The sequence below is a fragment of the Puia sp. genome, assembly GCF_035546395.1.
In the GTDB taxonomy this organism is placed as follows: domain Bacteria; phylum Bacteroidota; class Bacteroidia; order Chitinophagales; family Chitinophagaceae; genus Puia.
On sequence record NZ_DASZXR010000008.1, the window covers coordinates 29361 to 42636 of the forward strand.

At 55.7% G+C, this 13276-nt stretch carries 16 protein-coding genes; 7 read left to right on the forward strand and 9 right to left on the reverse strand.

All coding sequences use genetic code 11. The features are described 5' to 3' along the window. Positions 1-48: 48 nt before the first annotated feature. Positions 49-1023, reverse strand: coding sequence for an EamA family transporter (locus VHE34_RS08570; RefSeq protein ID WP_325586739.1), 975 nt, complete (start codon positions 1021-1023; stop codon positions 49-51). Positions 1024-1136: 113 nt separating this feature from the next. On the opposite strand from VHE34_RS08570, the gene VHE34_RS08575 reads away from it, so the two are divergent. The 3 genes from VHE34_RS08575 to VHE34_RS08585 all read left to right on the forward strand — a co-directional run bounded on the left by VHE34_RS08575 (position 1137) and on the right by VHE34_RS08585 (position 4454). Further along, positions 1137-2774, forward strand: a complete 1638-nt coding sequence (locus VHE34_RS08575; protein ID WP_325586741.1) for a PLP-dependent aminotransferase family protein — start codon at positions 1137-1139, stop codon at positions 2772-2774. A gap of 1 nt (position 2775) precedes the next feature. Next, positions 2776-3456 carry a hypothetical protein gene (locus tag VHE34_RS08580; protein ID WP_325586743.1) on the forward strand — a complete coding sequence of 227 codons (681 nt, stop codon included), beginning with the start codon at positions 2776-2778 and terminating at the stop codon, positions 3454-3456. Between the two features lie 167 nt (positions 3457-3623). Then, positions 3624-4454 (forward strand): AraC family transcriptional regulator, encoded by an 831-nt coding sequence (locus VHE34_RS08585; RefSeq protein ID WP_325586745.1) that lies wholly within the window; start codon positions 3624-3626, stop codon positions 4452-4454. A gap of 3 nt (positions 4455-4457) precedes the next feature. On the opposite strand, the gene VHE34_RS08590 is transcribed toward VHE34_RS08585, so the two are convergent. Further along, positions 4458-4826, reverse strand: a complete 369-nt coding sequence (locus VHE34_RS08590) for a DUF6799 domain-containing protein (protein ID WP_325586747.1) — start codon at positions 4824-4826, stop codon at positions 4458-4460. A 79-nt stretch (positions 4827-4905) separates the two neighbouring features. Between VHE34_RS08590 and VHE34_RS08595 the strand changes: the two genes are divergently transcribed. Continuing rightward, complete coding sequence (locus VHE34_RS08595; RefSeq protein ID WP_414709861.1) at positions 4906-5763, forward strand: formylglycine-generating enzyme family protein; 858 nt, start codon at positions 4906-4908, stop codon at positions 5761-5763. A gap of 12 nt (positions 5764-5775) precedes the next feature. Here the strand turns inward: VHE34_RS08595 and VHE34_RS08600 are convergent, their stop codons facing one another. From VHE34_RS08600 to parS, 5 genes are all read right to left on the reverse strand, one after another. Further along, positions 5776-6276 carry a hypothetical protein gene (locus VHE34_RS08600; RefSeq protein WP_325586751.1) on the reverse strand — a complete coding sequence of 167 codons (501 nt, stop codon included), beginning with the start codon at positions 6274-6276 and terminating at the stop codon, positions 5776-5778. Further along, entirely contained in the window at positions 6266-6457 is a 192-nt protein-coding gene (locus tag VHE34_RS08605; protein WP_325586753.1) for a hypothetical protein, read from the reverse strand. The genes VHE34_RS08600 and VHE34_RS08605 overlap by 11 nt, the downstream gene beginning before the upstream one ends. A 100-nt stretch (positions 6458-6557) precedes the next feature. Further along, the gene (locus tag VHE34_RS08610; protein ID WP_325586755.1) at positions 6558-7835 is read right to left on the reverse strand and encodes a serine hydrolase domain-containing protein; all 1278 of its coding nucleotides are present in this window, start codon (positions 7833-7835) and stop codon (positions 6558-6560) included. A gap of 61 nt (positions 7836-7896) precedes the next feature. After that, positions 7897-8355, reverse strand: a complete 459-nt coding sequence (locus tag VHE34_RS08615) for an RES family NAD+ phosphorylase (protein WP_325586757.1) — start codon at positions 8353-8355, stop codon at positions 7897-7899. Between the two features lie 9 nt (positions 8356-8364). After that, a complete protein-coding gene (parS, locus tag VHE34_RS08620) occupies positions 8365-9015 on the reverse strand; it encodes a type II toxin-antitoxin system Xre/ParS family antitoxin (protein WP_325586759.1) in 651 nt (216 codons plus the stop codon). On the opposite strand from parS, the gene VHE34_RS08625 reads away from it, so the two are divergent. The 3 genes from VHE34_RS08625 to VHE34_RS08635 all read left to right on the forward strand — a co-directional run bounded on the left by VHE34_RS08625 (position 8947) and on the right by VHE34_RS08635 (position 12304). Then, positions 8947-9540, forward strand: a complete 594-nt coding sequence (locus VHE34_RS08625; RefSeq protein ID WP_325586761.1) for a sulfatase-like hydrolase/transferase — start codon at positions 8947-8949, stop codon at positions 9538-9540. The two genes, parS and VHE34_RS08625, sit on opposite strands and share 69 nt — an antisense overlap. A 212-nt stretch (positions 9541-9752) precedes the next feature. Next, positions 9753-10781 (forward strand): hypothetical protein, encoded by a 1029-nt coding sequence (locus VHE34_RS08630; protein ID WP_325586764.1) that lies wholly within the window; start codon positions 9753-9755, stop codon positions 10779-10781. Between the two features lie 17 nt (positions 10782-10798). Next, positions 10799-12304: an MBOAT family O-acyltransferase gene (locus VHE34_RS08635; RefSeq protein WP_325586766.1), complete on the forward strand. Its 1506-nt coding sequence runs from the start codon at positions 10799-10801 to the stop codon at positions 12302-12304. 39 nt (positions 12305-12343) lie between these two features. Here the strand turns inward: VHE34_RS08635 and VHE34_RS08640 are convergent, their stop codons facing one another. Together VHE34_RS08640 and VHE34_RS08645 are read right to left on the reverse strand one after the other, a co-directional pair. After that, positions 12344-12685 (reverse strand): helix-turn-helix transcriptional regulator, encoded by a 342-nt coding sequence (locus VHE34_RS08640; RefSeq protein ID WP_325586768.1) that lies wholly within the window; start codon positions 12683-12685, stop codon positions 12344-12346. Further along, on the reverse strand, positions 12678-13235 hold the full coding sequence (locus VHE34_RS08645) for a hypothetical protein (protein WP_325586770.1): 558 nt from the start codon (positions 13233-13235) through the stop codon (positions 12678-12680). The genes VHE34_RS08640 and VHE34_RS08645 overlap by 8 nt, the downstream gene beginning before the upstream one ends. Positions 13236-13276 lie beyond the last annotated feature (41 nt).

Consider the following 13276-nt stretch of genomic DNA (forward strand, 5'->3'; position numbering starts at 1 on the left):
CGGAGTTTGCCAATTGCATCCAAAATTGTCTAGGGGGAAACCCTAATATCAGCTCCCGGCTTCACATCGCGGTTGCCGCCGGAAGCGATGGAGCAAGGGCAGGCTCTTCGCCTGAACAAGCAACACACCCCCCAATACCAAAATCAACGCACCCAATTGGGCAAGGCCGACTTGTTCGCCGGCGATGATCCAGCCCGCGAATACGGCAACGACGGGATTGACGTACGTATACGTGCTGACGATGGCCGGGGGCTGCACCTTGACGAGCCACATGAAGGCCATGAAGGCGACAATGGAGCCCATGACGACGAGATAGGCCAGGCCGTTCCAGGCGGCGACCGGCACGGCGGCGGGATGGAAGCTCTGCCATTCGCCTTTCATGATGGCGATGAAGCAGCAGGCGGCCGCGGCGGCAAGATGTTGAACGGCGGTGTTGGCGACGGGTGAAGCGTGATTGTCCTTTTGCTTCCGGGCATAGAGGGTGCCGGAGACCCAGAAGAGGGTGCTGAGGAAGACGAGGCCGGTGCCTTTGAGGGTGTCCCAGCGATGGACGGGATCATGGGAGGTTTCGCCCCCGTTCAGGCGGGAGAAGAGGAAGACACCGAAGAAGCCGAGCAGCAGGCCGGCGAGCTTTGTGGGCGTGTAACTTTTCCAGTTCTTGCGATCGACCAAAAGGAATAGCAACGGCGAGGTGGCGATGATGACGGCGGTGTTGCCGGAGTTGATGTATTGCTCGCCCAGTACGACGGAGCCGATGCCGCCGACGAGCAGGAGCAGACCGCTGATGCTGAGCACCCGGGTGTTATACCGGTTGGGCAGGGGCAGTCGGGCGACGAGGCACCCAACGAAGAGAATGATGGCCGCGAAGATGTATCGCAGTGCGATGAGCAGGAACGGCGGGATGCCGAGGAGACCGTAGCGGATGGCGAGATAGGTGGTTCCCCAGATGAGATACACGGCGGCGAAGGCGAGGATGAGGAGAAGGCCGCCGGAGCGATGGGTGTTTTGGGATGCGTTATTCATATGTCCGCGTATTTCTCCTGTAAAATTAGCCGAGCTTTGAGGTATATTTATAGTCCAGAATCGATAAAAGAGCTAGTCCAGCGGCGACGAAACGGAGCCGCCCACCACGCAATATGATCGTTATTCAAAATCTCGTGCGCATTGACAAGGAGCTGCCGGAGCCTGTCTACCAACAATTAGCCAACGGCATCGTGAGTCTTATCCGGCAGGGTCATCTCAAGCCGGGCGCCGCCTTGCCGAGCAGCCGGAAGCTGGCGGAAACCTTTGACATCCACCGCAAGACGGTGGTGGCGGCCTTTGACGAGCTGCAGGCCCAGGGCTGGGCGGAGTCGCTGCCGCGGCGGGGGCTTTTTGTTGCCAAGGAGCTGCCGGTGATGCGGCCGCAGCGGCTGCAGCGTGAGGGCGATGGGAGTGGCGGTTGGGATGCCGGCTCCGCAGGTGACGATTTTGGGCTTGGCGACTTCGGGGGTCCGGGGGCCGGCGGCTCCGGCGTGGGGCATGGTCCCGGTCATGGCTTGCCGGGGGGCGCGGGGACGGGCATCAAGCTGAGCCTGTCGGTGCCGCCGATCAAGACGGTGCGGGCCTATCCGCAGAAGACGGACTTTCCGGTGGAGGTGACGGAGTTCCTGTATGATCGATTTTTTGTTCCGAAGACAGAACGGCTGGTTTTTTCGGAAGGACTGCCCGATACGCGGTTGGCGCCGGTGGATATGCTGATACGGGAGTATCGCCGATTTGGGAATTATAGATTTACGGCAAGGTTCCTCAGCTACGGGCCCGAGCAGGGATCGGTGAACCTTCGCAACGAACTCGCAAGATTTTTAAACGTGACCCGGGGGCTGGCGGTGTCGCCCGCGAATATCCTGATCACCAAGGGGGCGCAGATGGGGATGTATATCCTGAGCCAGCTGTTGTTGAAGAAGGGGGACGCGGTGGTGGTTGGGGACCCCGGGTATGTCGGTGCTTCGGAGGTGTTCCGGGCTGCGGGCGCCGAGCTGCAATGGGTGCCTGTCGACGATGACGGGCTGGACATCGACGCGGTGGAGAAGCTCTGCAAGCGCCGGAAGATCCGGATGCTGTATGTGATCCCGCACCATCATATGCCGACGTCGGTGGCGCTTTGTCCCGAAAGGCGGCAGCATTTGCTGGCGTTGGCGCGGCGGTATTCCTTTGCTATCCTGGAGGACGACTACGATTTCGATTTTCAATATGCCGCGAGCCCGATCCTGCCGCTGGCGAGTGTGGATACCTGCGGGAACGTCATTTACATCGGGAGTTTTTCGAAGATTATCGCCCCGGCGATCCGGATTGGCTTCCTGGTGGCGCCGGTGAATTTGATCGAACAGGCGACGCGCCTGCGGCGGCTCATCGACCGGCAGGGTGAATTGCTGATGGAGGAGGCGATGGCGAATCTGTTGCGGAACGGAGATATCGACCGGCATTTGAAGAAGGCGAATAAAATTTACCATGAACGGCGGGACAGGCTTTGTGGGTTGTTGCGATCGGAATTGGGTTCGCGGGTGGGGTTCTGCGAGCCCAGCGGCGGGTTTGCTATTTACACGCATTTCCACGGGATGCCGATGCGGGAGATCCAGGCGGCGGCGGCGCGGTTGGGAGTGGGGATGGGGAATGGGGAGGACTACTGGCACGATCCGAAGCGGCGGGAGAATGCGGTGCGGCTGGGGTTTGCGTCGATGAATGAGAAGGAGCTGGAGGAGGCGGTGGGGGTGTTGAAGAAAGTCGTGAAATAGTATGAAACTGCCTAAAAAAATAGAACTCATCAACTGCGACCCGGCGGATATAGGAGAGGCAATAGAGGCTGTGCAGGCGAGCCTTGAGATCGAGTACGAACTTATTGCGTTGCAGGATGCGAAGACATTTGGGGAATATTGTGATGTAGTGATGGCTGCATTGGGGAGGCAGCATCGGGATGGGTGTACGGCGCAGCAGGGATTTTACAAATTGAGGATGGCGATCGGAAAGGTGTTGAAGAAAGACATGGCGGGAATCACACCGGCTACGAGGATGGATTCCTTGTTTCCTGCTGCAGGTCGTCAGCGGAAGGTCCGGGAGCTGCAACAGGAGCTGGGGGTCGGGATGGGGTTGTTGGATCTGAGGCGGGGTGTTGGATGGGGAGTGTTTGGTTGTTATTTGCTCGCCTTTCTGGGCATTTTTATCAATTGGCGATATGGTTTGGCGGGGCTAGGAGTTTGTCTGATCCTCAACAGGGTGGCGTGGAGGTTTGCTAATCAATTTACGAATGGGACGGTAGGCGAGGTTGCGCGCAGATTCGCATTGCACTATTATCGTCGGGCACGGCGCGATCCGGAAACGGTGAATCGGCACGAGGTCGTGCCGGTGATAAAGGGCATTTTTCAGCGGGTGCTGCATGTGGATGCGGAGACGTTGACGCGGGATGCGGTATTGGGGTGAGCCACAGAAAAGCAATTTATTGCAGGTGACGGCGCCGGGCGGCGACTAAATTTGACCATCTGCGGGTTGCCGGCCCGGTCGGGGTCTGGTGGACTTTTGCTGTCGCCATGAGAGAACAACAGCTTTGTCGTGGGATGATCCAGAGAGAAAAACTCATATCGAATCATTTGCAATCAGGGGTCCTGTATGAATCGGGTTTATGCGAGATCAAGAATTGGACCTACGATCTGCCGGACCGGAGGATGGCCCGGGGGTTCAACGATTGTCTTTGCATTCTTTATGTCTACCAGGGAGCCTTTCTTTTTGACATCTCGCGGCAAAGCTATACCATGCATTCGGGCTACGTGGTGATCGACAAGCCCGGTTACGAATACGGCTTGCGGCCCGCGGCGGGCGGCTGCACCATCTTCAATTTCGCCAGCAGCTTTTATGAGCGGTATCTCGATGACCTTCGGCTGCGGGGCCTTTTCCTTTTCGCCAATGACAATTTTTGTTCGGTGATGATGCGGGCGACGGCCGAGGTGGATTATTTACACTACCAGTTGCTGCGGCAGCTGGCGCATGCGGGGAAGCTGGCGGTCGATGTGCTCGCGATGGAACTGTTCGGCCAGGTTGTGGCCCTTGCAACCAACCGCACCGAAATGGTGGGCGACAACGAGCTGCCGGGCGGCAACCAGCTGGGAGCGATAGAACGGGGCAAGGACTATCTGAATGAACATTTCCGCGAGGATATCTCGCTACAGGATCTTTCTTCGCATTGTTGTATGAGTCCCTATCATTTCCTGCGCATCTTCAAGCGGATGACGGCGTATACGCCGCATCAGTACCTGTTGCAATTGCGCCTGAAGCATGGCGAGATATTGCTGAAGAATGGGGCCGCACCGGTGACGGAGGTGGCGTATGAAAGCGGGTTCAGCAGTGTCGAGTATTTTGCGACGAGTTTCCGGAATAAGTATGGGGCGCGGCCCAGTCAGTATCGGAAGCTGTATAGGGGGTAGATCCTATGATTTGCTCGCGGGCTTTTTCGTTGTTGTGGGTGTGACGTGCTTTGTTGTCGTCGTCGCTGGAACGGCGGCGGGACTGGCGGATAGCTTCCGGATACGGCCGTCGACGAAACTGATGTATTCTCCCTCGTTCAAGGTTTTGGCGTTGCCATCTATATCATCGACCCTGCCATCGGGATGCACGGTGGCATGATTGGGGAGGATGACGTCGTGGGTGACGGCCTCTTGTTTGCCATTTACGACCTCAGTCAGTTTCCCATCCTTTTTCATGATGTAGACCCGGCTGTTGCCCTGGGCGAAGGCGGCGGTTATTGCGGTGAGGGTCAGTGAGGTAGATACGGTGAGGAGAAGGGCAAGCTGTTTCATGGTTGGGCGTTTGTACATTTATAAGCAAAAATTTTGCCGAATATGGCGGAAAAGTCTGATCCGATCGGCGGGTTTTTGGATGGATCGCACCGAGGTGACGAACAGACAATTCGCCGCGTTTGTGGCGGCGACGGGATATGTGATGACGGCCGAGAAGAAGCCGGACTGGAATGAATTGAAGCAGCAGCTGCCGCCGGGAACGCCGAAGCCCGACGAGAGCCTGTTGGTGCCGGCGTCATTGGTGTTTGCGCCGCCGGATCATCCGGTGGATCTGAACGATTACAGCCAGTGGTGGGAGTGGAAGAAGGGGGCGAACTGGCGGCACCCGCATGGACCGGGGTCATCGATCGCCGGCAAAGAAAATTATCCTGTCATGCATGTGTCGTGGTTTGATGCGGTGGCGTATTGCCGTTGGGTGCACAAGCGGCTGCCGACGGAAGCGGAATGGGCGTTCGCGGCGAGGGGTGGGCTTCGCAATAATATTTACCCTTGGGGAAATGAGCGACCGGATGGCGACACCGGTGCGGTTGACGGCCACCCCGAGGCGCGGGATGCGCATGTGCCGAGAGGGAACTTCTGGGAGGGGCATTTTCCGGATAAAAATAAAATGATTGATAAGTCCTATTATTCGGCGCCGGTGGGCAGCTTTGCGCCGAATGGGTACGGGTTGGTGGATATGGCGGGGAATGTATGGGAATGGTGTGCAGACTATTATCGCAATGACTACTATCAAACCTTAGCGGGGAAGACGACGGTAGGGCCGAAGGGGCCGGCTACGAGTTATGATCCGGAGGAACCGTATGCGAAGAAGCGGGTCATCCGCGGCGGGAGCTTCCTGTGTAATGAATCCTATTGCACGGGTTACCGCGTGAGCCGGCGCATGAAGAGTAGCGAGGACAGTGGGCTGGAGCATTTAGGGTTCCGCTGTGTGGAGTAGGATGCGGAAGGACTACCGATTGCCCCTTCTTAACTTCAATTGTTCCAAGTCCTCAATATCTTTCGCCCGGTCAACGGCTTTTTTGCTTGTAATCAGATCATCGTAGTTCAGGTATCGAATCTCGACCTCTCGGATTCGGGTGCCTATTGCGATGTCAAATGATGACCTAAATTTTGACAATCCCAGGACTTCAGGTAAGAAATCGATTTTATAGTTATCCGTTTCAAGCTTAAAGAATGACCGTTTGGGCTCGGGGGAAATTTCCTCCACAAATTCAGTAACGTCCAAGCCAAGATCATGCAAGGCTTTCAGCAGGCTGTAATAGTTATCGTATGTTGGATTGTACCAAAAATCAAGGTCGGGCTTTTCCATCGGTCGGCCAGACAAATCATGTGATAATCGGTAGAATCCATGAAGCGCAACTGCCGCACCACCGATGATCAAATATTCTACAAGGTGTGTGTTGAGAATTTTGCAAATCGCGGCTACGCCGTCAATTATCTTATTTTCCACGATTTGATTCGTTCAAATTTTCATTGGGATCGGCATTTCTCAAAGGCGACGAATTATCTTTCAACATAGACAGCAATTCCTTCATCTCCAATTCGCGCCTGGAGTTGCTGGTTTGCGGCGGAAGGATATCCTCACTCGCCTTTAATTCCTGAAAACTTGTATAACGGGTGAGCTTTGTCATGCTAACTACAAAATTAGACCTTTTTTTTGGCAAAGCAAGATTGGTAATAGGTTGATTGTCATTCAATAGAATTCGTAGCGAGGACAGTGGGCTGGAGCATTTAGGGTTCCGCTGTGTGGAGTAAAGCAACGGTGGATGAACCCCGGCACCAATCCATCGCCGCCTCGAACACGCCCGCGCGGATCGGGTTGGGATTATAGTAGACGCCGTTGGGTTGCAGCCCCACATTCTGGCGATTGATCAGAATGATCACCGACAAATGTTCCCGCGGCACGACCGCGATACTGGTACCGGTGAAGCCGGTGTGGCCGAAGCTGCCGGCCGGCGCTTTCTTCATAAACGCATTTTCCGGGTCCATCATCCAGCCCAGGCCATTGTGAAAGGTGTCGGGGGTGAGAAAGGAGTCGATCGTCCTGGCGGAAAGAAATCGGCGGCGGCCGACGGTTCCCTTGTTCAGCAGCATGTCGGCGAGTTGTTGGATATCGCCCACGGTCGAGAACAGACCGGCGGCGCCGGAGATGCCTTCGCCGGCATACCAGGCATTGCCATCGTTGACTTCCCCTTTCAAGACGTAGTGGCGCCATCCATTCCAGGAATTGGGGTCGAGTCCGGGTACCGCAAATCCCAGGGAAGGGTCGTGCACCATCCGCATTTCATAGGGGTTGCCGAGGGAGGTGGCGGCGATGTTGCCGGTGCGGCCATTCTTGAGCGGATTGTACGTGGTATGAACCATGCCCAGGGGTTGGAAGACGTATTGTTTTTCGAACTGGTCGAGCGGCATACCCGAGACCTTTTCGACGACGGCGCCGAGCAGCGTAAACCCCAGGTCGCTGTATTTCCGCTGGCGGCCGACGGGATAGCGCAGGGGCAATGCTTCGATGAATCGCACCGTAGAGTCACGGTGGGCGGAGTAATAGAAGAGCGGGTACCATTCGTACATGCCCGAGCTGTGGGTGAGGAGGTGGCGGAGGGTGATGGCGGCCTTTGCGCCCGTGTCGAAGCCCGGCAGATATTTGCTGACGGGATCGTCTACGCCGATCTTGCCTTGATCGGCCAGCAACATCAGTGAGGTCGTAGTGCCGATCACCTTCGTCAGCGAGGCGAGGTCGTAGAGGGTGGCCGTATTGGCGGCGGGCGGGTCAGGCAGGGGCTGATGGTCGAAATCGTATTTCTGGGAGAGGCCGTAGGCTTTGGAGTAAACGATCTTGCCATCCTTTTGGATCTGGACAACGGCGCCGGGGATAAGGTCCGCGCGGATGGCGGCTTCGACGATCGAGTCGACACGGTGGCGAAGGCGGTCGCCGGCGTTGTCGGCCGGGCGTTGGGCGTTCGCAGTGAAAGAGGTTATTAAGAGGAGGACGGCGATCGGGTATCTCATTTTGGAAGTCTTTGGCCTATATAATGAATAAAGTCAGCAGTCGGTACGCGGCGAATGCCGGTCACACCATCTTGATCCGGACATCGTAGACAAAATCATCGACTGCCAGGATCTTTGCCGCGCTGATCCCGGGATGTAGAGGGTTCAGCAAATAATTGAACTCCGATGGAATAACGGTTGAGGGTACCCGCCATACGCCTTGCGCCTGGGAAGAAAGCCAGGCGGTTCCGAACGCTTTGGTGGATACCGGCGAAGGGACTGCCCGCCAGTCGCCCGGGAGATGGCTCACGGCCACTTCGTGTATGGAGTCATCGGGGATCTCGAGGGTCGTGAAGCTGAGGGCGCGCGGAATATCATCCACGTTAACGTTCACCGTATATTCCAGCAGTGCGAGCGCCCGGCTGGCGGACGTATACAGACAAGGGACGCCTTTGTGATTCCAACGGCCGCCGAACAACCGCGCGCCTTCACCGGTCAGATCGTTTGCATACCTGGTCCGGCCGATTCGGTAGACGATCATGCAAAAAATTTATGAATAGACGCCGGCGTCGATCCGGCCAATGAGGTTGCCGACCTCTTCCCGCCCATAGTCGTTGTCCAGCAAGTCGTAGGGAGCTTTGCCCCCGAGTGAGCGGTTCGGGCGGAATATCCAGGTGTTGAAGTGCTCCAGGTCTCCGAACACATCATATCCCTGGGAATAGATATCCGCCAGCCGGAGGATGCGTTCGCTGAGCGCCTGATTGAACTTTTCATTGGCCTTTTTATTGATCAGTGTCGCCCTGGCCACCGACAGCAGGTTCGCCAGCTGGTCATAGTCGAGGCCCGACTTCTGCTTGAAATACTCGAGTGACTTTTTGGGGATCCCCTGCCGGATCAGATCTATTTTTTCAAATGAGGTCAAATGGGTTTCCGGCATGGCGACGACCAGCGCCAGCCCCCTGGACGCGGAGTCTCCCTCGCTGAATTCAAGGGATTCACCGTTTGCTACAACCCGGCCCCGACGGCCTCCGATATGAGTTGCCGGCGCGGTCTGCATACGCCTCACCGAGCGGACAACATATTCTTCGAGTTCGCTTTCTTTCACCTCCAAAGCGCGTTCGCTGTTACCGGGGTGAAGCCTGGAGTTGCCCGTTTTAGTTTTGACACGACCTGGATCGTCTTTTTGTCGGTTTTTCGCCATAGTATAAAATTACGGAAATTAAGTATTAATTTATACTTGTTTGTTGATATTTTATTCTTCAATGCAACTGTTTGTTTACCTGTTGCTTACACAAGAGCCGGCTTGCCTGGCGGCTTCCAGGCCACGAATTATGTCGTTCCGGGTCCTTCCTGTACGCCTTCGCGGGCTTCACTGCCGACGGGGCGATATGCTTCTCGCATGCACCTGCCGACTTCGATCGGGCCGGGCTCGCCGCCCGGCATTCCGCCGCAGGAGGCGACGTTGGCGGAGATGCTGAAGGAGATGGGGTATTCGACGGCGATGATCGGTAAGTGGCATCTGGGCCTGCGAGGCCGTACGGCAGGGGGATTGGAAATGCCGGGAGGTACCGGCTACCAGTGGGGCAGGATCACGAATGCCGGGCAATCGCCGGCGAAGGAGTTGTTCAACCTGGCCCGGGACCCGAGCGAAGGGACGAACATGATCGCGGATTATCCCGAAAAGGCGAAGGAGTCAAAAAATCCCTTCTTTCCCTTATTGACTTGAAGAAAGGTTTTTGTACCTTACCCCCTGTCTAGCTCAGAAAACCTTTCCTGCCTATCTCTGGCTACGGCTTTCACGCAATATCTGACCTTTCCGACTCACACTTTGTGCTACCGACTCCGGTTTTGATCACCGGCACCGCCATGCATTGCGGATCGCTTTGCATTGCGTCATCCGGACGGCCCTTCTTTATTCTTCACTAACAAACAAAAAGCATGAAAACGCTTTCGAAAGCGGCTATTCTTATGGCCGGCATGGTCGCCATTTTTTTCGTGGCCTGGGAGCTGCATCTGCGAAGCAGGGGATTTGCCATCTCTTACGATGAGGGCAAGGAGCTGTGGGCGGACAAACGGGCCAAAGTGTATGAGTCGCCGGATCGGACGACGGTATTCATCGGCAGTTCGCGGATCAAATACGACCTGGATATCGACACCTGGAAAGCGATGACGGGCCGGAATGCGGTGCAGCTGGCGATGGAGGGGAACTCGCCCCTGCCGATCCTGGAGGATCTCGCGGCGGACCCCAAATTCGCGGGGAAGGTAGTCTGCGACGCGATGGAATTTGTCTTCTTTGCCGGGGATAATTCGCCGGTGCGGCGGGAGCAGAAACAGTATATAGATTATTATAGGGGCCGGACGCCCGCCCAACGCGCCAGTTTCGAGCTCAACCACGCGCTCGAGTCGCAGCTCGTTTTCCTGGACAAGGACTTTCTCTCGCTGAACGGGCTGATGGCGGAGTGGCAGATCGCTAACCGGCCTTACGTCTATGCGGACCTTGTTTTTCCCTGGAGCTTTCAGCGGGTGAGCTTTGACCGGCAGGATAAGATGGCGCCGGTGTTTGTGGCGGACACCAATATACAGAACCAGGTGAAGGGTATCTGGAGCTTCATGATCAGCCGGCCGCCGGATACGACCGGGGCGGAAGCGACGAGGCTGGCCATTATCCAACGGACGGTGGCGGCGGTGGATAAGATCCGGGCGCGGGGTGGGGATGTCTGCTTTGTGCGGCCGCCTTCGAGTGGGATGTTGGAGCGGGTGGAGAAGATGGCGATGCCGCGGGCGATGTTCTGGCAGGCTTTGTTGGATGCCACGCATAGCAGCGGAGTGCACTATGCGGACGATCCGGCGACCGATCATTTCATCTGCCCGGAATGGTCGCATTTGTCGCCGGCGGATGCGGTGCTGTATACGAAGGCGCTGATCCGCCGATTGCCGGAATCGTTTGTACGTAAACCCCTTCTCTAACCTCTACAAACACCTATATGGTCTTCAACTCCTACATTTTCATCCTCTTCTTCGGGATCGTGCTGCTGTTGCACAATCTTCCCTTTTCGTGGAAGGTGAAGAAGATAAACCTGCTGCTGGCCAGCTATATTTTTTATGCCGCCTGGAATCCGCCGTTCATCCTGCTTCTTTGGTTGTCGACGGTGGTGGACTATTTCGTGGGCCGGGCGTTGTATACGCAAACCAACATCCATAAGAAACGGTTGCTGCTGGTGATCAGTCTTATCGGCAACCTGGGAATGCTTTGCTTCTTCAAGTACGGCGCCTTTTTACTCGAGAATTTTGTGCACCTGATGAATATGTTCGGGGTCGACTATCATCCGGCGAAGCCCAATATCATCCTACCGGCGGGTATTTCGTTCTATACGTTTACGACGCTGTGTTATACGATAGATATGTTCAGGAAGGAGAGCCAACCGGTGAAGTCGTTGTTGGATTTTTCGCTCTTCGTGACCTTCTTCCCGCACCTGGTGGCAGGGCCGATCGTGCGACCGCCGCAGCTGGTACCGCAATTCCTGACCCCGAGACGGGCCAACAAGCGGCAGATGATGGAAGGCTTGTTCCTGTTGTCGTTGGGGCTGTTCATGAAGGTCACGCTGGCCGACGCGATGCTGGCGACTCCGGCGAATACGGTGTTTGGTGCGCGGGGGCCGATGCCCGCTTTGGATGCCTGGATGGGTACCCTGGCGTTTGCGGGACAGATCTTCCTGGATTTCGCGGGCTATTCCACCTGTGCGATCGGGGTGGCGCTCTGCCTTGGCTTCGTGCTGCCGGTCAATTTCCGGTGGCCGTATGGGGCCATCGGTTTTTCCGATTTCTGGCGAAGATGGCATATCACTCTTTCGGCCTGGCTGCGGGACTATCTTTATATCCCGTTGGGGGGTAACCGAAAGGGTAGTATTCGCACTTATATCAACCTGATGGTGACGATGCTGCTGGGTGGGCTTTGGCATGGGGCCAACTGGACTTTTGTGGTGTGGGGTGGGTTGCACGGGCTTTATTTGTGCATCGAGCGGCTCTATACCGGCCGGCGGAAGCCGGAGCCGCTGATCGTCGTGGCGGCGCCTGCCGGGGAAGCTCCTTCTTCGGCGACGGGCGGTGTGCTGCCAAAGCCGGCGCCGGCGGCGGCGGGGAAAAAATTGCCGCTGGGTGGGTTGCCGTATGTGTTGTTCACCTTCTTACTGATCAATATCACCTGGGTGTTTTTCAGGGCGACGACGTTTGAAGGCGCGGGGGCGATGCTGAGCAGTATGGTGGGGTTGGTTCATGAGGGGAAGCCGTTGCTGGCTACGTTGGATATGTGGAAAGTGGGGGTGATCGTTTTGGGGCTATTGATACTGCATTGGCGGCTGCGGGACTGGAAGCTGGTGGATATTCTTTACCGGCTGCCCTGGTGGGTGGTGGGGGTGCTTTGGGGGGTGATGGTGATCCTGCTGATCATGAGCCAGGAGAGTGGGAATGCGTTTATTTATTTTCAGTTTTGAGGCTGTTTTTTCGGCGGGTTTCTCCTGGCGATCGAGTGTCTAAGCCGCCGGATTTTTCTTTTTCAGCGGGCGACTGTCGTCGCCGGTCGGCAAGTTTATCAACTGGATACCTAGTGCCGCCTCCAACTTGCAGATGGTTTCCAACGTCAGATTCTCGTGACCATTTACAATTTTGCTGATCTGTTGCGGGGAGACGCCTACGCGTTCGGCTAATTCTTTTTGGGAAAGACCTTGTGCTTTGAGGGTTCCTAATATCCGCACGGCGATGGCACCCGATTTCATAAGCCATTCGTGATTTGCGAGACGGTACTCCGCGTCGGCTAGCCAGGTTGATGGCTCCTTTGCTGCCAACCTGGCTAGCTTTTCGTTTAGGTTATTCATTGTTGTAGGTGTTTAAATCTTCCGGAAACAATATTAAATTGTCATGAAGATATCGCTTAGCGAGTTCCAATTTCTTGAGTTCATTCTGCAAATGGGCCCTCTTCATATCACGAGTCAGTTTAATGGCCCCACCGGTTACCAGGTAGCAATTTTCAGCCAACCGGATTGCGTACAGCCGTAACCAGCCTTTGTCGATCCGGGCCTTGCTTTTTTGGTGCGCGGCTATCGTATACTCGAAATTGTTCAATGGTTTAAAAAGGTGCTGGAGGTTAATTGGATTACCCGCCGAACCCCGCTGTGCATGCGTAAAAATCGCATTTTCAAAATCCTTCGCTTCGGCCAATGTCCAGAGTATGGCGGTGTCGATAGAGATTTCACCAAAAAAACCGCTGGCGAGATCTGCCTCATTCTGTTCGAAGAATTCGTACAGCCACTGCATTCTGGATACACAACTGAAGAATCTTTCAAATTCACTTTGAGTCCGGCCATCCAGCCAAATTGACCAGAGTCCCTCATCGGTACATGGTGCAAATATAGGAACTAATTTCATAAAATCAACTTATAGGTTTATTTTATTTTTTGATCATAACG